We start from the raw sequence: 21,024 nt of genomic DNA, 5'->3' as shown, positions 1-21,024 counted from the left end.
GCCCGGTCCTCGGCACGGGCCGGTGGGCACGCGTGCCCGGGGGGGCTCAGGAGTAGACCATCGGGCAGCCGTGCCGCAGGGAGTACTGGGCGGCCCGCAGGTACACGGCCACATAGAAGGCGGTGTCCAGGTCCTCGGCCCACGGGCCGGGGCGGGCGGCGGCGACCTCACGCCCCTCCCCGTCCAGGAACCACAGGGTCAGTTCCAGGTTCCCGGTCGCCGGTATCGCGTCCAGCGGCAGGCCGAGGACGGCGGCCAGCCGCTCGGCGATCGCGAGGACCTGCGGCGCTCCCGCCACCAGCGTCTCGTCGCTGTACGGCGTGCCGATCGGCAGCTCGATCTCCTGGTCGAGGAAGAGCGGCACCAGGACGGACCACCCCGAGAGGGTCTCCTCCTCGGCCCGGGTCAGATGCGCCCGGCACAGCGCGGAGAACCCCTCCATGGACGGGCTCATCTTCTCCTCGAACCAGCCGCTCCCGCCGCCCGATGGCTCTCCCGGCAGGTACGGCGGCTGTCCGCGCCGCCGCAACTCCTCGTTCAGCGCGGCGGCGGTCTCGCCATGCCCGCCCTCGTGCCGCCCGAACCACTCCCGCGTGTCCACGCTCACCAGATACACACCCATGATCCGCAACGTACCGCCCGCCACTGACAACGGTCCCCCATCGGGTGACAAAGCCGGTGAACAAGCGCTTAGATAGTGGCCGGATCCTGCCCGCAGACCACACCGACCGCTCGGAGGCCCCGTTGTTCACATCCGTCGACGATGTGTCCGCCCGCCTCGCGGAGAGCGGCTACCTGGCCTCCCCCGCCGTCGCCACTACCGTCTTCCTCGCCGACCGGCTCGGCAAGCCGCTGCTCGTGGAGGGCCCGGCCGGGGTCGGCAAGACCGAGCTCGCCAAGGCCGTGGCCCAGGTGGCACAGGCCCGGCTGGTGCGGCTGCAGTGCTACGAGGGCGTCGACGAGTCGCGGGCGCTGTACGAGTGGAACCACGCCAAGCAGTTGCTGCGCATCAGCGCCGGCCGCGGCGAGACCTGGGACGCGGCCCGCACGGACATCTTCAGCGAGGAGTTCCTCCTCCCGCGTCCGCTGCTGACCGCGATCCGGGGTGACGAACCGACCGTCCTGCTGATCGACGAGACCGACAAGGCCGACGTCGAGGTGGAAGGACTCCTCCTGGAGGTGCTCAGCGACTTCCAGATCACCGTCCCGGAGCTGGGCACGGTCACCGCGACCCGCCGCCCCTTCGTCGTCCTCACCTCCAACGCGAGCCGAGAACTGTCCGAGGCGCTGCGCCGACGCTGCCTGTTCCTGCACATCGGCTTCCCCGAGGAGGAGTTGGAGCGGCGGATCGTCCGGCTGAAGGTGCCCGGGATCGGCGCGGCGCTGACCGAGTCGGTGGTCCGGGTGGTCGGCGCGCTGCGCGCGATGGACCTGCGCAAGGCACCCTCCGTCGCCGAGACGATCGACTGGGCGCGCACGCTGCTCGCCCTCGGCGCCGACGCCCTCGACGAGGACGTCGTCCGCGAGACGCTCGGCGTGATCCTCAAGCACCAGGACGACATCCTCAAGGCCGGCGCGAAGCTCGACCTGGACGCCGGGTGAGCGCCGAGGTCGCCGACCGCCTCGTCGGCTTCGTCGCCGCGCTGCGCACGCACGGCGTCCGCGTCGGCACCGGCGAGACGGTCGACGCCGCCGAGGCCGCCGCGGCCCTGGGCTTCGCCGACCGCGGGCTGCTGCGCGAAGGCCTGGCCGCGACGCTCCTGCACTCCACGGAGCAGCGGCGCGTCTTCGACACCGTCTTCGACCTGTACTTCCCGTACGGCGTCGGCGCGCCGCAGGACGAGCCCGGCGACCGGGACGACCTGCGCGACCGGCTGGCGGCCGCGCTCGCCGCGGACGACGAGGCGCTGCTGGCACGGCTGGCGATCGAGGCGGTCGACGGGTTCGGCGGGTACGGGAGCTCACCGGACGCGGACGGCTGGTCGTCGCACCAGACCCTCGAACGGCTGCGCCCGCAGACGCTGTTGGCGCGCGTGCGGGACGATGTCCGGGCCCGCGGCGGCGCTTCCGGATTCGCCGACCGGCTCCTGGAGGACGAGATCCGGCGCCGCATCGAGGCCTTCCGCGCCCTGGTCGCCCAGGAGGCTCGGCGCCGGGTCGCGGAACGGCGGGGGCGCGACGAGATCGCCCGGCGCGCGGTGGCGCCGACCGCCGACCGGGTCGACTTCCTGTACGCGGGAAAGGACCGGCTGGCCGAACTCCGGCGGACGGTACAGCCGCTGGCCCGCAGACTGGCCACCCGGATGGCAGCGCGCCGCCGCCGGGCCGCCCGGGGCACGATCGACCTGCGGCGCACGCTGCGCGGCTCCCTGTCGACGGGCGGGGTGCCGATGCGGCCCGTACTGCGCCGCCGCCGCCCGGTCCGCCCCGAACTGGTGTTGCTGTGCGACGTGTCGGGCTCGGTGTCGGGGTTCTCCGACTTCACGATGCTTCTGGTGCAGGCGCTGCACGACCAGTTCAGCAAGCTCCGGGTGTTCGCCTTCGTCAACCGGATCGACGAGGTGACCGGTCTGCTGGAGCACGGCGCCGCCGATCCGGAAGGTCTCGGCGCCCGCATCCGGGCCGAGGCGACGGTGACGGGCTACCACGGCAGCAGCGACTACGGCGTCGCCCTGGGCGAGTTCGCACAGCGTTACAGCGCGGCCGTCGGGCCCCGCACGACGGTGTTCGTCCTCGGTGACGCGCGCACCAACATGAGCGACCCGAACCTGTCGTCCGTGCGGGAGATCTCCGAACGGGCCCGCCGGGTGCACTGGTTGAACCCGGAGCCGCGCTCGCTATGGGGCACCGGCGACTCGGCCGCGCCGGAGTACGCCGAGCTGGTGGCGATGCACGAATGCAGGAACGCCCGCCAACTCGGCGAACTCACCGGCCGCCTGCTCCCCGTCTGACGCGCAGCGGCCGCGCCCCCCTTCTCCTCTCCCCTCCTCCGACTCTGCCCGTGGCCCTACCGGGCCTCTGCTCTCGCTCTACCGGGCCTTCGCGTAGTCCTTCGCCATCGCCCCGGCGAAGTCGTAGACCACGCACTGTTCGTCGCCCACCACCCAGGCGTCGTGGCCGGGCGGGACCACGAAGACGTCGCCCGGGCCCACTTCGGCCTCGCCGCCGTCGTCCATGGTGATGTGCATGCGTCCGGAGACGACATAGCCGTTGTGGTGGATCATGCAGGTGGCGGTGCCCGCGAGCGAGGCGAGCGACTCGGTCCAGCGCCAGCCGGGCTCGAAGGTCGCCACGGCGAAGTCCAGCCCCGTCATATGGACGGCCTCGAGGTGGCCGCGGGGGAAATCGCGGCGCTCGTCCGGCTTGTCGAGCGTCTTCACTTCGATCATGACGGTCCTCCCTTCCGGCCGCGCTCGACCACGGCCGGGGCCGGTCTCCCCGGCGGACCTGGACGGCGCCGGTGGAAGCCGGGCCCTACGCCTCCATCGTCCGCCTGTCCACCGGGGGCCGCCATCCGGGCGACACCGGCCTCAGACGGCGCCGCCGCACAGCTCGGCGAAGCGGGCGGCGTCGATGTTGCCGCCGGAGACGATCACACCGATCCGACGGCCCGGAGCCACGACCCGGCCCGCGAGCAGGGCGGCGAGACCGGCGGCGCCGCTGGGCTCCGTGACGATCTTCAGGCGCTCGAACGCGAACCGCATGGCCGAGCGGATCTCGTCGTCCGAGACCAGGGCGATCTCGTCCACGAGCCGCCGGTTCACCGAGAAGGTCAGCTCTCCGGGGACGTGCACCGCCTGGCCGTCGGCGATGGTCCGCGGCACGGGGATCTCGATGCGCCGCCCCGCCTCCAGCGACCGCTTGGTGTCGTCCCCGTCCTCCGGTTCCACGCCGACGACCCGGATGCCCGGAGCCAGGCCCTTGACCGCGGTCGCGCTGCCGGCGATGAGCCCGCCGCCGCCGACCGGCGCCAGCAGGACGTCCAGCTCCCCCGCCTCCTCCAGGAGTTCCAGCGCGGCGGTGCCCTGACCGGCCATGACGTGCGGGTGCTCGTAGGGCGGGATCAACGCCAGGCCCCGCTCGGCGGCGAGCGCCTCGGCGACGGCCACCCGGTCGCCGCGGTAGCGGTCGTACGTCACGATCTCGGCGCCGTAGGCCTCCGTCGCCGCCCGCTTGGAGCGCGGCGCGTCCTCGGGCATGACGATCACGGCGGTGGCGCCGAGCTCCCGCGCGGCCAGCGCGACGGCCTGGGCGTGGTTGCCGGAGGAGTACGCGGCGATGCCCCGGGCGAGCTGCCCGGGGGCCAGCCGGGAAGCGGCGTTGTACGCGCCGCGGAACTTGAAGGCGCCGACGCGCTGGAAGTTCTCGCACTTCAGCAGGACCTCGGCGCCGACCGACCGGTCGAGGGTCCGGGAGCGCAGGACGGGCGTACGGTGGGCGACGCCCTTGAGGCGGACGGCCGCGTCGCGCACGTCGTCGAGGGTGATCGGCAGGGGTGTGGTCGTCACGGGTGTGCTCCCTCGGGGGTGCCGTCGGAGCCGTCGGCGTCGCGCTCGGCTCTGGACCGGGACAGGTAGTGGTAGGCGGAGGCGCGGGAGATGCCCAGCCGGGCGGCGATCTGCTCGACGGCCCGGCGCACGGCGAACACGCCGCGTTCGTCCAGACCACGGAAGAGCGCCAGGCGGCGCGGGCCGTCGAGTCCGGCCCAGGTCTGGTCCTGGCGCGCGAGATGGGCGTCGAGAAGGGCGTCGACGACGGAGTCGATGTCGTCGCCGAACGTGGTCACCGGCGGGTCGGGCCGTGCTCCCGCCGTCCCCGCGAGCGCGTTCAGCAGGCTCTGCACCCGGTCGACCTCCGTGACGTCCACGTTGACGCACAGCGCGCCGAACACCGCGCCGGCCGAGTCGCGCAGCACCATCGTGGACGACTTCACCAGCTTCCCGGCGCCGGTGCGCGTGACGTAGTTCAGCTCGTCGACGGCGTCGTCGCCGCGGGCGAGGATCCGCATGCCGATCTCGCTCATCGCGCCCCCGGCGGTCCGCCCCGTCACCGACCCGGCGACGGCGGCCACGGACCGCTCCGGTCGCCGGTAGTCGTGCAGTACCACCTCGCACACCGGTCCGAAAGTCGCCGCGATCCCCTCGACGACGGGAGCCAGCGCACGCAGGATCGCGTTCCGCTCGGCTTCCCGGTCCTGGCTCGCTTCTGTGGCTTCCATACCGTCATTAGACCACGAGTCCAGCAATTAGACATAGAGTCCAGGTGCCGGCGGGTGCGCTGCGCCTCCGGGGAGCTGTCGATCAAGGGGGGTGGTGCCGTCAAGCGCCGTTTCCCTAGGATGGGTCGTCGGCCGCGCCGGTCCGTGGCGCAGCGGGGATCCGGGGGAAGAGATGCAGCCTGGCAAGCAGTTATCCACGTCGATCGACTCCGCGGTGCCGACGGCGGCCCGCATGTACGACCACTACCTGGGCGGCAAGGACAACTACGCGGCCGACCGTGCCGCCTGCGAGGAGCTCGACAAGGTCGTCCCGAGCACCCGCGCCCTCGCGCTGAACAACCGGCGCTTCCTCCAGCGGGCCGTGCGCACCCTGAGCCAGGAGTACGGCATCCGGCAGTTCCTCGACCACGGCTCCGGCCTGCCCACCCAGGACAACGTGCACCAGGTCGCCCAGCGCATCGACCCGAGCACTCACGTCGTCTACGTGGACAACGACCCCATGGTCCTCGTGCACGGCCGGGCCCTGCTGGAGCAGGACGAGCGGACCACCGTCATCCACGCCGACATGCGGGACACGGACGCCATCCTCGCCCACCCGGAGACCCAGCGCCTGATCGACTTCTCCCAGCCGGTGGCCGTGCTCTTCAACTCCGTGTTCCACTGCATCCCCGACAGCGACAGCGACGGGCCGCGGGCGGTGGTCCGCCGGGTGACCGAACACCTCGCCCCCGGAAGCTTCGTGCTGATGTGCCAGCTCGTCAGCGAGGACCCCGCGGTCAGGGAGTTCGTCACCGACTTCATGGACCAGGCCACCCAGGGCCACTGGGGCCGGGTGCGCCAGGAGAAGGACGTCGCCGCGCTCTTCGACGGCCTGGACATCCTCGACCCCGGGCTGGTCGAGGTGTCCACGTGGCGGCCCGACAGCGAGGTCGCGCCCCGTCAACTCACCCAGGAGTGGATCGAGTTCGGCGGCATCGGCCGCCTGCGCTAGCGCGCCCCGGACCGGTCGCGCGCCCCTCCCGTCGTCAGGAGGCGTAGCGCTGCCGGACGGTCGCCTCCAGCAGCGCCACGGAGTCGCGCGGGTTGAGCGCCTCGTCGGCCAGCCGGTCCAGCGCCACCCGGTACTCCTCCGTCTCGTCCCGGTCCTCCAGGAAGGTGGCGCTGCGGATCTGCTCCAGATAGACGACATCGGGCAGATCGACGCCGGCGAAGCGGAGGTAGGTGACCGGTATGGCCGGCGCCGAGGCGTGCGTGACGTCCAACGGCACCACCTGGACGGTGACATGGGGCAGAGCGGCCAGCTCCACGAGATGGTCGAGCTGCTCGCGCATCACCTCGCGACTGCCCAGCACCCGCAGCAGCACCGACTCGTCGAGGACGGCCCAGACGCGCGGCGGGTCCGGTCGCCGCAGGAGTTCGGTACGCCGGGTCCGCAGCTCCACCCGGCGCTCGACCTCCCGTGACGTCGCCGACGGGAGACCGCGCTCCACGACGGCACGCGCGTACGCGGGAGTCTGGAACAGGCCGGGCACGTACTGGATCTCGAAGGTACGGATCGCCGTGGCCGCCTCCTGCAGTCCGACCAGCCGGTCGAACCACTCGGGCATCAGCCGCTTGTCGTAGCGCTGCCACCACCCCGGCTGACCCGCCTGCCGCAGCAGTTGGACCAGCACGGACGCCTCGTGCTCGTCGGTTCCGTACAGCGACAGCAGGGCGCGCACGTCGGACTCGACTGGAGGCCTTCGCCCCTTGCCCGCCTCGATGCGCGACAGCTTCGCCGGGCTGAAACCGAGGGCGCGCGCGGCCTGGTCCTGGGAGTAGCCGGCGTCCTCCCGGATTCCGGCCAACTGCACGCCGACCAGCATTTTCAGCAAGGTCGGGGCGGGCTCGGCCCGGTTCAGATACGGTTCGAGGCGGGACACGCGAGGTGACTCGACAGACATCCTGACTCCCCGTGGACCGGCAGACGACAGACCGCAGTATCGCATCCGAACCCCTCCGGCCGCACGCGGCAGGGGAATTGAGGCTGTGTCGAGCACCCTCGCGCCCCGTCGGGCCTCCACGCCCCCGGCGGTCCGTCGAGCCCGGCGGGCCCACCCGGGACCCTCACGTCGCCTTCACGCGGGCCTCACACCAGATGGTCGAACTCCCCGCCCTTCGCCCCGGCCACGAAAGCGGCGACCTCGGCCGGCGTGTACACCAGCGCCGGCCCGTCCGGATCACGGGAGTTGCGCAGCGCGACACCTCCCCCGTCCAGGGCCGCGACCTCGACGCAGTTGCCCTCGGCGTTGCTGTGGCTGCTCTTGAGCCAGCGGACGCCCAGCGAGCTCGCCCGCACTCCGTTCGGCACTGACGCCATTGCACTCTCCTCGCTTCGTGCGCGCAATTTCCCGTGAAATTGCACGAGGACCTCTTCAGCGTGGATAATAGCCATGCCGTCAACCGCACTTCTGGCCGACCGTCCTGACGTCGTCTCAGGGAGATGCCCCGTGTCATCACCTGCGCAGTTCCGGAGCCACGAGTCCGTCTCCGTCCGCGACTCGCCCAGAACCGCCGCCCTGAACCTCTGGGGCAGCCGTGAGGAGTTCGCCCAGGCGCGGGACTTCACCCACCGCACACTCGACTGCTGGTCCCTGAACCACTGCAGCGACGACGCGGTCACCGTCGTCACGGAACTGGCCGCCAACGCGGTGCTGCACGCACTCCCGCACGCCTCGGCGGACGAGCTGCGTGTGCGGCTCAGACTCACCCTGCGCGGCTCCCACCTGATGTGCGCCGTCACCGATCCGAGCGACAGCCTGCCCGTCTACCCGCACACCGGAGACGCCCTCCTGGAGCACGGCCGCGGACTGCACATCGTCGAGGCCCTCTCCGAGCACTGGGGCTGGACCCGCCGCTGCCCGGCGGGCAAGACCGTGTGGGCCATGCTGCCGACCCGGCGCCGGCCCTGATCCCCGACCCCCAGCAGACACCGGACATGACTGCCACGAAGAGAACCGCACCCCTCGCGGACCTGGGACACGTGCCGTGGCCCGAGATCAAGGACTCCACCGGATCCGCCGCGGGCATCCCCCTCCTGCTCACCACACTGGCCCGGGGCGACGCGGACAGCGCCGACACCGCATTCGGTCAACTCAGGCGAAGAATCTGCCAGTTCGGATTCGTCGTGGAGGAGGCCACGGCGGTGACGGTGCCCTTCCTCTGGGAACTCGCCCGGCTCCCCCAGGTCACCTGCCGCGCGAAGATCCTGCGCCTGCTGAAGAGCATCGCCGACGCCCGGCAGTGGGAGACCACCGCCGTCGCGTACCCCAAGCTGCTGCACCACCCGGACAACTACGTGGCGTGGGAGCGCGCGGCCCGTCACGCCGTCCGCGCCCAGCGTGACGTCCTGTGCCAGCTTCTGGCCGAGCCGGACACCGACATAAAGCGGGCGACCACAGAACTCGCCGCCGCCCTGACCGACTGACCGCCCGGCTGTCCGACCGCCCGGCCACCCGCTCGACCCGGCCACCCGCTCGACCCGGGTGACCGCTCGACGGACCGGCCGCCCGGCCGCCGGACCGACCGCGGATCCGGCGGCACACCGGCCCGGACCCCACCTCCGTCCCACACACCCCCGCACGAGCGCTAGGTTGACCGCATGAGCAACCTTGACCGCTCGCCCGTGCCGAGTGTGTGCGGCGGCCGCGGATTCGTCGTCGCCGAACCCGTCCGCGAGCTGCTGAGCCCCCGCCACCTGAAACTCGGCGGGTCGACCGAGGTGCGCCGGCTGCTGCCCAATCTCGGCCGGCGCATGATCGGCGCCTGGGCCTTCGTCGACCACTACGGCCCCGACGACATCGCCGACGAACCGGGCATGCAGGTCCCGCCGCATCCCCACATGGGCCTGCAGACCGTCAGCTGGCTGCACGAGGGCGAGGTGCTGCACCGCGACTCGACCGGCAGCCTGCAGACCATCCGGCCCCGGGAGCTCGGGCTGATGACCTCCGGGCGCGCCATCAGCCATTCCGAGGAGAGTCCGCGGGCGCACGCCCGCCTCCTGCACGGCGCACAGCTCTGGGTGGCGCTGCCGGACGCGCACCGGCACACCGACCCCCGCTTCGAGCACCATGCCGACCTGCCCACGGTCACCGCGCCCGGCCTCACCGCCACGGTGCTCCTCGGCGACCTCGACGGCTCCACGTCGCCGGGAACGGCGTACACCCCCATCGTGGGCGCCGACCTCGCCCTCGCCCGGGGCGCCGACGTCCGGCTGCCGCTGGTGCCCGACTTCGAGTACGGCGTCCTGTCGATGTCCGGCGAGGTGCACGTCGACGGCGTCCCCGTCCTCCCCGGCTCCATGCTCTACCTCGGCTGCGGCCGCACCGAACTGCCTCTGCGGGCCGAGTCGGACGCGGGCCTGATGCTGCTCGGCGGCGAGCCGTTCGAGGAGGAGCTCGTCATGTGGTGGAACTTCGTCGGCCGTACCCAGGCCGAGATCGAACAGGCCCGCGCGGACTGGATGCAGGGGACGCGATTCGGCGAGGTGATCGGCTACGACGGCGGTCCGCTGCCCGCCCCGGAGCTGCCGCCGGTGCCGCTGAAACCCCGCGGAAGGGTGCGCTGACCCGCGAAAATCCAAGCGGTCGGGCCCTGGCGTTCGGGACTGCCTGCGTACCTGTCCCCCCTACGACGATCCCGGATGCCGCCTCCGGGGCCGCCGCTACGGTTTCCCGACCACAGGTGGAGCCTCGGCCCCGGCTTGTGCGCGGCGGGGGTACGGGGTCAGTTCCGGCTGCCGCTCGTCACGGCGTCGCAGGAGGCGTCGGACAGGGCGAGGCGGGCCGTGATGCGCTTGCCGACCGGCTGCTGCTCCATGAACAGCTCCTCGGCGACGGCCTTGACGATCTCCAGGCCGTGCTGCCCGACTCTGTCCGGATCGGCGGCCCGGACGGCGGGAACCATGGGTTCGCTGTCCCACACGACGACGTCGACGGCGCGGGTGCTGACGCGCAGCTCCATCAGGACCGGGCCGGGCGCGTACTTGCGGGCGTTGGTGACCAGCTCGCGCACCACCGGCTGGGTGAGGTCCTTCGCACGTGCGGAGACCGGCAGACGATGGGTATCGCCGGCCTGGCGGAGAAAGGCCGCGGCGTGGCGCCGGGCGTCTGCGATGCAGCCGTCGTCTCCGCCCAGGGCATAGCCGGCCCGCATCAGGAACTCATCCGGGGCACTACCGCCGTCACCGTCGGCTTCGGATCCCACTCGCCTTCGCCCTCACTTCCCGTTCACCCGACGTCCAGTACCCCGATCCCCGCCACCACATGACGTAGGGGTTCGGCACAGCCGCCCGATGCATCGGGACGCGACGGCGGGGCAGAATCACCGCGCACGCCCCGCCCGTCACGGGCCTGAACGCAGTCGAGGAAACGGTGAGCCACATCGAGAACGCGGACCGGCCGGTCCGGCTTTCTGCCCGGCAGCGCACGGTCGAGGGTATCCGTGTCGTGGTCCTGCGGGGCGAGATCGACGACGACGTCAAAGATCAGCTCAGCGCAGCACTCCGCATCGAGAACGCCGCAGCGCCGACGCGGATCGTCGCGGACCTCAGCGAGGTCACCTTCATGGACTCCAGCGGCATCAACGTCTTCGTCGCCGCCCACCGGCAGGTGAGCGGCGCAGGCGGGTGGGTACGCATCGCAGGGGCCCAGAAGCCCGTCCTGCACGTTCTGCAGCTGGTCGGCATCGACGCCGTCATCCCCTGTCACCCCACTGTCGAGCAGGCTCTGGCCGGCTGACGACGTCACCCGGGCCGCTGGGCGCCTGCACGACCAGGCCACAGCCGAGTACGGACAGCCGTGCGGGGCGAGGAGGCCTTCGGGTTCTCCTCGTCAAGCCGCCGGAGGCGGCGTAGTCGGGCCGTCTCATCAGCCGCCGAGACCGCCGTTGCTCTTCAGCAGCTGGCCGTTGATCCACTGGCCCTGCGGTGAGCACAGGAACTCCACCAGGTGCGCGGTGTCCTGCGGGCCGCCGATACGCCCCAGGGGTGTCCGGCGCAGCACATGGTCGCGGATGTCGTCGGACATCCATCCGGTGTCCACCGGGCCCGGGTTGATCACGTTGGCAGTGATCCCGAGGTGGGCGAGTTCGGTCCGCTTCGACCGCCACCGTGTCGGCGGCCCGTTCCTCCAGGTCCTTGGCGATGGTGGCCGCGGCGTCGATCTCGATGCCCCGGGCCATGCGCGCGTCGTACGGCGTCCAGTACGTGAAGGCGACGTTCCAGCCTGCCTCGGCGAGTCGGCGAGCGATCCCCGCACCGATCCCGACGGACCGGCCGACGCCGGTCACCAACGCGACCGGCCTGGCCGCATCGAACAGCGGCTTCTCCTCAACAGTCGTCACAAGGCACAATCGTTCGGCCTGCTACGCGGGAACGGCAACCCGATTTTCCTTCAGCGGATCCACAGGTCTTGACGATCGCTCCCGGCCTCTGCGGGTGGTTTCTCCAAGGCCTTGCTGGTACGCCTCCACGAGCGCTTTTTCGTGGTCGGTGGTGTGCAGCCTGCAGGCGAAGTCCGAGCCGGAGGACTGCGTGGGGCAGGGGTTGGCGAACTCGGTGGGATGTCCACAGGCGCCCTGGGCGAGTCGCCCGGCGTGGGCCTTCAGCTGGGCGTCGTCGTCGGTCTGGGGGGCCTGCGCGGCGAACTGCTGGGCCCGGCCGGCGATGGCCGCGGCGACCTGATAGCCGCCGCCGACCGAGCCCAGCGCGGTCTCCAGCGCGCTCGCCGACAGGCCGCTGCCAGAGGTGGCGTTTGCGAGGTGCGAGAAGTGCGACGTCCCCAGCAGCGACCCCAGGAGCGCGATGCCGAGCGAGCCGCCCCGCTCCGGCGAGGTGTCGTTGACCGCGCCGCCGACGCCGAGCTGCGACTCGGCGAAGGACCCCATGATCGCGTCAGTGCTGGGCGACGGTGTCGATCCGGCCGCGCGGCGCTTCGCCTCGGAGGGCGGGACGAGGTCGTGACGTCTCCCGTCACCGGAGACTCAAGGACTGTTTGCCGCAGAACGGCCGCGGAGGACGATCGAGGCGGTGCCGTATCGGCGCTGTACTCGAACTCCTGGCGGACTGGCGCTCCTGGGCCGGCCGGGCAGGTGGGGCGCGCACCCGGTGGTCTGGTTGGAGGGCAGCCGGAATACGCCAGAAACGTGCCGTAGGGGTCAACCCCGACGGCGGGCAGCGGGGTCGCGCTCAGCGACGTGCCGGGCGACCGCGTCGACGCCGGGGCGAGCGTAGCGTTCCAGGGACCGTACGGAGGCGTGGCGGGAGCGGGCCAGCAGCATCGGCGTGGACGTGCCGTTCTCCGCGTCGTGCGTCAACGCACTGTGCCTGAGCCGGTGCAATATCCATCCCGCCGGGTCCTCGACGTCCTCGGGCCGGGCAAGCGGGTTCGCCAGCAGCCGGGTGGACTCCTCGAAGATCTCCTCCCCCCGGCGGTAGGAGAGCCGGGCCCGGCTGGTCTCCTCGCACACGTCCAGCGTCGCGGTTCCGGCTGGGGCCTTGCGACCGGTAAGGAACAGGGGCCCGCGGGTGCGGCCGGCGATCAGGCGGGGCAGGAGCTGGGCGGCGCCGGACTGCCAGTGGATCCACTCGGTCGCGCCGCCCTTGGCGGTGATCTTGCCGCGCTTGTCCTGCGGGTACAGGTCTTCCACGTTGAGGCACAGCACCTCGTCGGCCCGTGCGGCGGACTCGTAGAGCATCTTCCAGAACGTCTTCTCACGCAGTGCGACGTCCAGGCGCCACAGGGCAGCGATCTGATTCTCCGCCAGGGCCTTGGTGCGGTCCGGCGGCGCCGGCCGCCGCTCGATGCCGATCGTGGGATCGCCTTCGATCCAGCCCTGGCGCTGCCACCAGCCGATCGCCTTGCGCGCGATGGACAGCTCGCGGTTGACGGTGTCGGCGTCCATCTCGTCCGCCCGCGCCGTCGCCAGTTCGGCCAGCACCTCCGGCAGCGCCGGGTCGTCGATCGCCGCGACAAGGAAGACGGGCGGCTTCGCGCCCCGGCGGGCGGGTCCGGTCGGCGCGGGTTCGCCGGTGAGCATCCACCCCCACGTCGTCAGCGAGATCCGGTAGATCCGCGCGGAGGACTTCGCGATGCCCGCGCCGGTGAGATACCGCTCGACCGCCGCGGTGTACGACGCCGCCGGGGCGGACAGCGGCACCACCCGGGCGCGCGGCAACCGAAGCACGCCCCCGGCCCCGAGTTCGGCCACTGGTTCGATTGTCACGCCCGCCCCGTCCCACTCAGCGCTGCCGCAGTAAATGCGTACACCTCACCCCGGTGGCCGGAACACCCCGCCGCAGGTCGTGGTGATCACGGTAGAGGCTCTGCCGCAGTAAATCCGGTATTTACTGCGGCACCACCCTGACGAGCCAACAGGTGTGAGAGGTCCGGTAAGCAGAACCGCCGCTCACGCGTTCCCTGCACGGTGTCATACCGTCACGACGGGTGTGTGCTCGCATAGTTGGCGACACAAGAATCATGCTGGAACACGCTCCGCCTCGGAAGTGCCACTGGCCCGCTGTGCCATCAACGTCCACCACGCTCAGCTCACTCAATGGCGGAGTCGATGATATGCGGCATCCCCGGTATCAGCTCCGTCCACCTCCGCTTACTCTCCCAACAGGTGCGCCGCTCTCAGCTTGGCAAGAAGTGCGTTGAAATCAGCCCTCAGATGGTCAATGTCCAACGCGTGCGAGTCCGTCTGATCTGGCACGCACTGTGGAATCGGTTCAAGGTACTTTTTGTTTGCGGGATCATCCAAGTCATAGAGCGTCTGCCACTCTAGGCATTTGTCCTCAGTCGTATCACCAACAGTTTGGCTCCAGCGCGGCTCACTTTGACCGGAGACGTTGAGGTGCGGGTTCAACGGGCGCGGGTTCAATCCGTCCTTCCTGTACGCCTTCAGTCGATACAAGAAGCCATTGGCGGGCGTGGGGTGCCTCGGCTTGACGGTTTGCCCTATGCTGTAGTGCTCCCCGGGAACCCAGGGATGACAATGACCCTCTGACCCCCGTCCACACGCAGCCGCCACCGCCCACCCGATCGGGCCTTGGCGCGTTGCATCATTGTAAGCATTGAGAATTAGATCACCCGGGCTGTAGAAGTTGCAGCTACCCACACTAGTAGTGTACGGATTTCCGCTATAAACAACACCGATTCGCCGCTCACCGTGATCAAATTGTCCAATCCAGGCTTCCGGAAGCATCAGCGCGCCGGGACGCGGACCGTTTCCGTACGCGGTTTGATAGTACGTATGGAAAGGCTGCCCAGCACTCAGAAGGGACGTTTCAATCCTGCCGATACGAGGGTCATCAGGATCCCGAGATACCTGGACTTGGGTACGGAAGAGTGAATCTCCGTCGACGGGTTGCAACTTGCCGTCCACCATCATAGACTGAATATCCTGAATGATCGCGGGATCCAGATTATGTCCGAGGGTGTTGGACGTTACGACGCTAGGCGGGCATGGGCCCAAGCATTCCCATGTCACACCGTCATCTTTTGTGCCATCTTGTGTCAAGCCCCCGAACGTTGGGACCTCCGTGAACCATTCACCAGGCATACCGGTCGGGTTTGCCAAACTCTTTCCGAGAGTACGCCCGCCGACTTTTGCTTCAAATAGGTATCCTAGCGCCTTTGGGGTTGGTTCGCCTGGTGCGGGCGGGGGCGGCGTCGTCTGCTCGCCCTTATCTATATCGATCCCACCGTCGACGGCCCGATAATATTGCACTTTGGAAGAGTTATTTAGGACTTTCAAAGCAGAGGGTCCATGGCCTCCACGGACGGGGCCGTAACCCCAGTACGTTGAGTCGGGGGTGATGTCCATGTCCCCTCCGACTACAGCGATGGGCCCCTTGAATACCGCTGGTGCATCAATCTCGGCGTAGCAGCCGAGGTATACGGAGTAGGAACTACTCGGGCGTTCACAGCTGATGTTTCGGTGTTTGTTTGCTGCAGTGTGACACGAAACGAAGGTGCAGCCCAAGCGCGAATTGTCGCAAATTCCATCACGCCCATTTGATGAGGCATCAACGTTCGTAACTAGTATGGTACTGGCGTTGTCGTTGCCAAGGCTGCCGATGTCGAGCCCATTTTGGCCATTGCTGGTAAGGCGGCAATCACGTATCTGCACGCCGCTGGCGTTAACCACCGGTGCGATCTCACTTGAGGATATCTCTATTCCGTTACGCCTGAAACTGACAACGCTCATTCTCTCAATGCATGCGCCGGTCGCCATAACCCGTATGCCATCCATCTGCGGAGCCTGGAGGGTGGCGACAGGCATCCCTTGAGCGGGGATCGAATGGAGGGCGAGCTGACGAAGCACGGCATAGTCCGCCCGCCCGCGAGGGGGCCTCATGGCCAATCCGGTCCCATAGCCCACCAGGGCAATTGCGCAATAAACGGTCTCCCGCACTGTCCCCCCGCCGACTTCACCGATTTTAGTCGAGACAGAGAGGTTGAAATTTCCGGATTCGACATCTGCGAGTATGCGACTGGTTTCGTCATGATAGGCAAGGCCGGCCCCCTCCAGAATGCAACCGTTTGAGATAACGAGAGGCTTCTTAATGCGGTATTCTCCCGGCGGGAGGTAGACGACACTGCCGTCGGTAGTGCCGAGTCGCATCGCGCAGTCCAGGGCGCTTTGGATCGCGTCCGCGTCGTCGGCGTTTTCGTCGGTTTTGCCGTTTCCCACTGCTCCGAAGTCGAGCACGTTCAAGCGCGTGTCGCGGCGGGGGCGGATTGTCACCGTGCCTGAAGCATCGCAGTCGCCGATCCAGTTCGGAGCGCTCACGCATTCCTTACTTGCAGCGCGGACGAGCTGTCCCGAACTGTTGATGCCAACCGCGCCGAACCTAGGGACCGAACCTACCTCGGGGCCCAGGCTGCGAAGGGTGAAAAGACCACTTACTTGAACTTTGACGGGGTCGTTGGCACGCAACGCCGTTTCCAGCGCAACCCCGAAGAACGGACTGGTATGAAACTTCTCGGCCTCGGCAGTAGCAGGGGTGACGGTGCGTGATCCTGTGGTGCGGACCGCCTGGCCGGCATTGATGCGCTGTGCGGCTTTCATGTTTTCGATGTCCATCGGAACGTCCCTGCCGTCGAGGCTTCGTCGGTCGGACGGGTCGGCGTGAGCGCGGCCGAAGCGCGCGAGTATCCCGACCTCGGAGGCGAAGGCCGGTACCCTTCGGCAGTGCACGCAACACAACACCGTTTAGGGCCTCTTGCACTGTTCGCCCTTTCCACGTTAGGCGTGATCACCGGCCTACGCACTTCGCCAAGGCCCGATGGCCGTCCCGACCGCGATCATGCTGATCAAGACCGAGTGCATCCACGGCCGGGTGTTTCGCCACCAGGGCCGGCTCCAACTCCCTGGCCAGTACCACACCGAAGCAGTTGGGAGCACGATGCCGACATCGGCCACATGAGCGTCCTCCTCGGGATGGACGTCCGCAAGACCGCTCACCAATGGCCACGGACTCATCCCGGCCGGCAATAAGGTCTTCGACAAGCAGCTGCCCAACAGTGAGCCAAAGCTGCGGGCCGTCTTCGACAAAGTGGTTGCAGAGCGCGCCATTGGAGCTCGGGTGCCCTTTCGGCTGCACTGGCGCAGTTCATGGAACGGACCACACCGTCACGCGGCCATCCGCAGCCGCCCTACCGCTTCGTTCTCGGGCGGCTCCATGTCAAGGTGCCAGGTACCGAAGCGGCGGGTCTTGCTGGTGATGTACGGGGTGACGGTGGCCAGGTCCACCGGGTCCACCTCCCACCCCTCGTCGATGAGGTCATTGGCCACCTTCGTAATCGGCCTCGGGGAACATCGGTACAGCGGTTGGCGCTGAGATTGATCATGGTCGGCCAGTACACCGGCCAGTGGCTCCGCTGGGGTTCGTGGAAAGATCGCCGGGCGGGTGCCGGGGCTGGCTACGGTCCGCTCGTGCCGGTGGAGTTTCTGACTGATGAGCAGGCCGAGGCGTACGGGAAGTTCGCCGAGGAGCCGACCCGCCCCGAGCTGGAGCGGTTCTTCTTCCTGGACGACGTCGACCGCGATCTGATCGCCCGGCGACGCTCGACGTACCACCAGCTCGGCTTCGCCCTCCAGATGTGCACGGTGCGCTACATCGGCCGGTTCCTCCCGGACGACCCGCTGGATGCGCCGTGGCCGGTGGTCGAGCACCTGGCCGCGCAGCTCGGCGTTGAGGACCCGTCGGTGGTGAAGCGATACACCGAGCGGCCGAAGACGGCGTACGAGCACGCGTGGGAGATCCGGGACGCCTACGAGTACCACGAGTACGACGATGCGGAGTGGTCCCGGCGGTTCCGCACGTTCCTGAATAGCCGGGCGTGGACGCACGCCGAGGGCCCGAAGGCGCTGTTCGACCACGCGGTGGGCTGGCTGCGCCGCAACCGGGTGCTGCTGCCCGGGGTGTCGGTGCTGGCCCGGCAGGTGTCGGAGGTGCGGAGGGTCGCGGACAAGCAGCTGCACGCCACGGTCGCGGGCGCCGCCCGGCGCGCGGACCCGGCGCTGCCCGGGGACCTGGTGGCGACGCTGAAGACGCCGGAGGGCTCGCGGTTCTCGGAGCTGGAGCGGCTGCGCCGGCCGCCGACGCGGACGACGGGCACAGCGTTCGCCCGTGCGCTGGAGCGGGTGGACGAGATCGGCGCGTACCGGCTCGGTCGGCTGAGGCTGTCGCAGATCCCGCCGAACCGGATGGCGGCGCTGGCCCGGTACGCGCTGGGGTCGAAGGCGCCGCTGCTGGAGCGGGCGGCGGAGCCCAAGCGCACGGCGATGCTGACCGCGGTGATGCGGCACCTGGAGGCGAAGGCGATCGACGAGGCCCTGGACCTGTTCCAGGTCCTGATGGCCACCCGGCTGCTGAACTCGGCGAAGCGGAAGACGGAGAAGGAGCGGCTGTCGACGCTGCCGCAGCTAGAGAGGGCGTCACGGGTGCTCGCGCGGGCGGCGAAGGTGCTGTTCGAGGACGGCCTTGGTACTGGTGGGCTCTCGTATTCAACCGTCGCGAGTTCACACGCCTGACTCCGGCACTGCTACTGAGCGTGACAGCCCTTGAGGGGAGATTCTGGGTGTCAGAGGCATCCGGTTGGATGAGCACGTGACTGTCTATAACGTAGCTCGCCAGCTCCCTTCGATCGCTGACCTGCGGAACCTGTGCCGCTCACTGGCGATGCTCGACGCAATCCTGAGCCCGGACTGGGAAGGCCGGTATTACTCCTTCAACGCCGGCTGGGCCGACAGCGAGGAGATGGCCTCGATGCGCAACGGGTCGGGGGACGAGTACTCCATCGTGTTCTCGGCGGCCGGGGCCTACGTCCGCGGCTTCGACCACGAAGCACCGATGAGCCCATACGCCAACGATGGCGATCCCTGGCCGGGAGTGATCGACGAGGTTCCGGAGGTCTTCAAGCCCTTCGTCGAAGAGCCGGCGTTCACCGACGAGGACGACGTCCCCGTTGTGACGGCCTGCCTGTGGCGGAAGGCAACGGATGATCGGTGGCGGCACGGCGTGATCGACTTCCCCGCCGAGTATTCCGACCCCGACGGGGCAACGGGCCTGTTCGAGCTCCTGGTCGACCGCTCGCCTGAAGCGTTCCAGCGCTTCGCCGAGGACTACTACGAGGTTCCCGTCGACCTGGAAGCGGTGCGCGACGTGTATGCCTTGCGGCTGCTGAGCCAGAAGCTCGTGTCATCGCTGAACGCAGAGGTCACCCTCGCAGACCTGGCCGAGGACATCGCTGAGATCGGCTACCCACAGCTGGCCCAGGACATGATCTGAGCTTCAACCGTCGGTGACTCGATGGGGAGCCCAGCCGGATGGTGACCGTAGGTGGTCGCCTGCGGCGTATCGGCTCCAGGTCCCGCCGCTCTCTCTGAGGAGACGGCTGGTGGTCTTGTCGTGGTAGCCGAGGGCGTCCGCGACGACGGGGGCGGGCAGTTCGAGGAGTTGTTGTCGGATGGCGGCGCCGCGGGCCGCGGCGACCGGGACACCGATCTCGCCCAGGCGTGCGGACAGGTGGTCGGGGCGGGCCGGCCGTCCGGCCCGGCGGCCGGGGAAGAGCCAGCGGGATGCCTGGTTGGTGGCGGTGTTCATGTTGTCGCGGTCCGCGATGTATGCCAGCAGCAGGGCTGCGACTGATGCGGGGACGGGGGAGGCGGGTTCCCCGAGCTGCAGAAGGGTGGTCTCTCCATCGTGGAGCACGTCGTCGACTGTCAGGTGGACGATCCGGGTGAGGGGTTGCGCGTAGAGGAGGACGATGACGCCGGCAACACGCAGGCCCATCGGTGCGTCTGCGTCGCTCAGCAGCCGGCCGAGAGCGGCCAGCCGTGCGTCCTCGCTCAGCGCGGGTCGTCGGGAGATCTTCATGGTGGGGACGGACAGGGAGCGTGGGCAGCGGCGGCTCTGCATGGCCCAGTTGAGGAAGGCCCTCAGGCAGGTGCGGCCGTGTTCGGTGTTCTCGGCGAACCAGGCGTCGATGTCGAGCTGGCCGCAGGACGAGAGAGAGCTGCCTCGGGCGCTGAGCCAGTGCAGGAAAGTGGTCGCGTGCTTGATCTGCTCGGCCGCGAAGCGGCGGATGCTCGGCGTGATGTGGCTTCGATCGGCCCGGCCCCGTAGGTGGGGAAGGACGTGCCAGGTCGCGAAGAGCTTGATCGTCTTGACGTGCTCGGGATCGGAGATGTGGGCCAGGTGGCCGGGCAGCCATCGCTGGAAGGAGCAGATGTACTTGTCGACGGCGGGCAGGACTCCGCTGGCCATCAGGAGCTCTTCCAGGTGAGCCGCTGCCCGCCAGGGCTGGAGTTCGTGGAAGGCGTCGTGGGTCAGAGGTAGCTGTCCGAGACCGAGCCGCCGCAGCATCTGGGAGGCGTTTCCCGGCTGGCCGCGGCGCATCGCCAGCCAGGCCAGGCCGCTTCTCGGCTCGTCCATGGCCACCAGCAGGTTGAACAAGGGTGTCAGCGCGGGACGGATGCGGCCGGTGCCGTCGTCCAGGAGGACGGTCAGCCGGTCGGTGAGTGTGCAGCGTTCGCAGAGCCGGCCGCCCAGGAGTTTGCCCTCGAAACCGCAGCGCGAGCAGTCGAAGGTCTGGGAGAAGCCGGCGCAGGTCGTGCAGATCGCGGAGCCGTCGACAGGGTGGTGCCCGGGGAGGGCCCGGTCCTGGCCGCATCCGGGGCAGGTGCCTCGTGTTCGCACCGCGCGGTCCGAGCAGGTCCGGCAGACGTATCCGTCCGGCCAGGTGCCGGCCTTGTGTCTACGCTGGCCGCAGCGGCAGCACTCGGCCATGAACCAGCGTTCGTACTGCTCGTCGGTGGCGTAGGGGCGGCTCATGCGTCGGGCAGGATGCGGGCCGCGCGAGGCCGGAGCTTCGCGAGGTTTGCGGGCGGGGTGGGCAGGTCGCCGGTGGCGGTCTTGCGGACGCCGGCGTTCTCGGCGGTGGTGGCCACCAGGTCGGCCGGGGTGCAGGCCAGAATGTCGCAGAGCGCGGACAGGACTTTTAGCGACAGCCTCTCAGGCGTCCCGGAGACCATGCGGTGGACCTGGGAGGCGGACAGATCGATGCCGCGTTCGCGCAGCAGCGGCACAAGCTCGGTCGCGGTGAAGATGTGGCGCTGGGCCATCAGCTCACGCAGCCGCCAGGTGTAGCCGACTTTGCGCTTCATGCCTGCCTCCCGTTCTGGGCCTGGAGGGCGGCGGCGACGGTGGCGTCCAGGTGCCGACGCAGGGTGCGGGTGCGGAAGTCCGAGGAGACGCA

General features: G+C 69.4%; 21 protein-coding genes and 3 pseudogenes. 10 read left to right on the top strand and 14 right to left on the bottom strand.

The genetic code is table 11. The features are described 5' to 3' along the window. Positions 1 to 46: 46 nt before the first annotated feature. Positions 47 to 622: a hypothetical protein gene (locus Sri02f_RS25630; RefSeq protein WP_109003666.1), complete on the bottom strand. Its 576-nt coding sequence runs from the start codon at positions 620 to 622 to the stop codon at positions 47 to 49. 122 nt (positions 623 to 744) lie between these two features. On the opposite strand from Sri02f_RS25630, the gene Sri02f_RS25625 reads away from it, so the two are divergent. Beyond that, entirely contained in the window at positions 745 to 1,602 is an 858-nt protein-coding gene (locus Sri02f_RS25625; RefSeq protein WP_109003665.1) for an AAA family ATPase, read from the top strand. Further along, the gene (locus tag Sri02f_RS25620) at positions 1,599 to 2,951 is read left to right on the top strand and encodes a VWA domain-containing protein (RefSeq protein WP_109003664.1); all 1,353 of its coding nucleotides are present in this window, start codon (positions 1,599 to 1,601) and stop codon (positions 2,949 to 2,951) included. Before Sri02f_RS25625 ends, Sri02f_RS25620 begins: the two co-directional genes overlap by 4 nt. Positions 2,952 to 3,029: 78 nt before the next feature. Here the strand turns inward: Sri02f_RS25620 and Sri02f_RS25615 are convergent, their stop codons facing one another. The 3 genes from Sri02f_RS25615 to Sri02f_RS25605 form a co-directional block, all read right to left on the bottom strand. Continuing rightward, on the bottom strand, positions 3,030 to 3,389 hold the full coding sequence (locus Sri02f_RS25615; protein WP_109003663.1) for a cupin domain-containing protein: 360 nt from the start codon (positions 3,387 to 3,389) through the stop codon (positions 3,030 to 3,032). Positions 3,390 to 3,530: 141 nt separating this feature from the next. Beyond that, positions 3,531 to 4,508: a pyridoxal-phosphate dependent enzyme gene (locus Sri02f_RS25610; RefSeq protein WP_109003662.1), complete on the bottom strand. Its 978-nt coding sequence runs from the start codon at positions 4,506 to 4,508 to the stop codon at positions 3,531 to 3,533. Continuing rightward, positions 4,505 to 5,218, bottom strand: a complete 714-nt coding sequence (locus Sri02f_RS25605; RefSeq protein WP_109003661.1) for a helix-turn-helix transcriptional regulator — start codon at positions 5,216 to 5,218, stop codon at positions 4,505 to 4,507. The genes Sri02f_RS25610 and Sri02f_RS25605 overlap by 4 nt, the downstream gene beginning before the upstream one ends. 172 nt (positions 5,219 to 5,390) lie before the next feature. Between Sri02f_RS25605 and Sri02f_RS25600 the strand changes: the two genes are divergently transcribed. Then, on the top strand, positions 5,391 to 6,209 hold the full coding sequence (locus Sri02f_RS25600) for an SAM-dependent methyltransferase (protein WP_109003660.1): 819 nt from the start codon (positions 5,391 to 5,393) through the stop codon (positions 6,207 to 6,209). A 34-nt stretch (positions 6,210 to 6,243) separates the two neighbouring features. Here Sri02f_RS25600 and Sri02f_RS25595 read toward each other — a convergent pair whose 3' ends face one another. Both Sri02f_RS25595 and Sri02f_RS25590 read right to left on the bottom strand, forming a co-directional pair. After that, positions 6,244 to 7,161, bottom strand: a complete 918-nt coding sequence (locus Sri02f_RS25595; RefSeq protein ID WP_109003659.1) for a helix-turn-helix domain-containing protein — start codon at positions 7,159 to 7,161, stop codon at positions 6,244 to 6,246. A gap of 185 nt (positions 7,162 to 7,346) precedes the next feature. Continuing rightward, positions 7,347 to 7,577, bottom strand: a complete 231-nt coding sequence (locus tag Sri02f_RS25590) for a DUF397 domain-containing protein (protein WP_174855706.1) — start codon at positions 7,575 to 7,577, stop codon at positions 7,347 to 7,349. A 130-nt stretch (positions 7,578 to 7,707) separates the two neighbouring features. Here Sri02f_RS25590 and Sri02f_RS25585 point away from each other — a divergent pair, with 130 nt between their 5' ends. The 3 genes from Sri02f_RS25585 to Sri02f_RS25575 all read left to right on the top strand — a co-directional run bounded on the left by Sri02f_RS25585 (position 7,708) and on the right by Sri02f_RS25575 (position 9,824). Further along, positions 7,708 to 8,169: an ATP-binding protein gene (locus tag Sri02f_RS25585; RefSeq protein ID WP_109003658.1), complete on the top strand. Its 462-nt coding sequence runs from the start codon at positions 7,708 to 7,710 to the stop codon at positions 8,167 to 8,169. 26 nt (positions 8,170 to 8,195) lie between these two features. Further along, on the top strand, positions 8,196 to 8,684 hold the full coding sequence (locus tag Sri02f_RS25580) for a hypothetical protein (RefSeq protein WP_245970795.1): 489 nt from the start codon (positions 8,196 to 8,198) through the stop codon (positions 8,682 to 8,684). Positions 8,685 to 8,858: 174 nt separating this feature from the next. Further along, complete coding sequence (locus Sri02f_RS25575; RefSeq protein WP_109003657.1) at positions 8,859 to 9,824, top strand: pirin family protein; 966 nt, start codon at positions 8,859 to 8,861, stop codon at positions 9,822 to 9,824. A gap of 158 nt (positions 9,825 to 9,982) precedes the next feature. Here Sri02f_RS25575 and Sri02f_RS25570 read toward each other — a convergent pair whose 3' ends face one another. Continuing rightward, positions 9,983 to 10,411 carry an ATP-binding protein gene (locus tag Sri02f_RS25570; RefSeq protein ID WP_245970794.1) on the bottom strand — a complete coding sequence of 143 codons (429 nt, stop codon included), beginning with the start codon at positions 10,409 to 10,411 and terminating at the stop codon, positions 9,983 to 9,985. A 218-nt stretch (positions 10,412 to 10,629) separates the two neighbouring features. Here Sri02f_RS25570 and Sri02f_RS25565 point away from each other — a divergent pair, with 218 nt between their 5' ends. Beyond that, complete coding sequence (locus Sri02f_RS25565) at positions 10,630 to 10,995, top strand: STAS domain-containing protein (RefSeq protein WP_109003655.1); 366 nt, start codon at positions 10,630 to 10,632, stop codon at positions 10,993 to 10,995. 129 nt (positions 10,996 to 11,124) lie between these two features. Here the strand turns inward: Sri02f_RS25565 and Sri02f_RS25560 are convergent. The 4 genes and pseudogenes from Sri02f_RS25560 to Sri02f_RS25545 form a co-directional block, all read right to left on the bottom strand. Beyond that, positions 11,125 to 11,599, bottom strand: a pseudogene (locus tag Sri02f_RS25560) (SDR family oxidoreductase). Positions 11,600 to 11,620: 21 nt separating this feature from the next. Then, the gene (locus Sri02f_RS43895; protein ID WP_109003654.1) at positions 11,621 to 12,142 is read right to left on the bottom strand and encodes a DUF3100 domain-containing protein; all 522 of its coding nucleotides are present in this window, start codon (positions 12,140 to 12,142) and stop codon (positions 11,621 to 11,623) included. A 270-nt stretch (positions 12,143 to 12,412) separates the two neighbouring features. Continuing rightward, the gene (locus tag Sri02f_RS43035; RefSeq protein WP_245970793.1) at positions 12,413 to 13,480 is read right to left on the bottom strand and encodes a tyrosine-type recombinase/integrase; all 1,068 of its coding nucleotides are present in this window, start codon (positions 13,478 to 13,480) and stop codon (positions 12,413 to 12,415) included. Positions 13,481 to 13,864: 384 nt separating this feature from the next. Next, entirely contained in the window at positions 13,865 to 16,345 is a 2,481-nt protein-coding gene (locus tag Sri02f_RS25545) for a right-handed parallel beta-helix repeat-containing protein (protein WP_159106782.1), read from the bottom strand. 339 nt (positions 16,346 to 16,684) lie between these two features. On the opposite strand from Sri02f_RS25545, the pseudogene Sri02f_RS25540 reads away from it, so the two are divergent. Next, positions 16,685 to 16,829: pseudogene (locus Sri02f_RS25540) on the top strand (IS110 family transposase); the annotation flags it as partial. A gap of 65 nt (positions 16,830 to 16,894) precedes the next feature. On the opposite strand, the gene Sri02f_RS41355 reads toward Sri02f_RS25540, so the two are convergent. After that, entirely contained in the window at positions 16,895 to 17,056 is a 162-nt protein-coding gene (locus Sri02f_RS41355; RefSeq protein ID WP_159106781.1) for a hypothetical protein, read from the bottom strand. A gap of 141 nt (positions 17,057 to 17,197) precedes the next feature. Between Sri02f_RS41355 and Sri02f_RS25535 the strand changes: the two are divergent. Further along, positions 17,198 to 18,244: pseudogene (locus Sri02f_RS25535) on the top strand (DUF4158 domain-containing protein); the annotation flags it as partial. Between the two features lie 130 nt (positions 18,245 to 18,374). Continuing rightward, a complete protein-coding gene (locus Sri02f_RS25530) occupies positions 18,375 to 19,055 on the top strand; it encodes a hypothetical protein (RefSeq protein WP_109003653.1) in 681 nt (226 codons plus the stop codon). A gap of 3 nt (positions 19,056 to 19,058) precedes the next feature. Here the strand turns inward: Sri02f_RS25530 and Sri02f_RS43030 are convergent, their stop codons facing one another. Then, positions 19,059 to 20,600, bottom strand: coding sequence for a site-specific integrase (locus Sri02f_RS43030; RefSeq protein WP_167467616.1), 1,542 nt, complete (start codon positions 20,598 to 20,600; stop codon positions 19,059 to 19,061). After that, positions 20,597 to 20,932: a helix-turn-helix domain-containing protein gene (locus Sri02f_RS25520; RefSeq protein WP_109003652.1), complete on the bottom strand. Its 336-nt coding sequence runs from the start codon at positions 20,930 to 20,932 to the stop codon at positions 20,597 to 20,599. Before Sri02f_RS25520 ends, Sri02f_RS43030 begins: the two co-directional genes overlap by 4 nt. Positions 20,933 to 21,024: the final 92 nt, after the last annotated feature.

The sequence above is a fragment of the Streptomyces rishiriensis genome (genome assembly GCF_003112535.1).
Taxonomy (GTDB): domain Bacteria; phylum Actinomycetota; class Actinomycetes; order Streptomycetales; family Streptomycetaceae; genus Streptomyces; species Streptomyces rishiriensis.
Note: the sequence above shows the minus strand (reverse complement) of the source record. Positions and strands in the feature narration are given on the sequence as shown.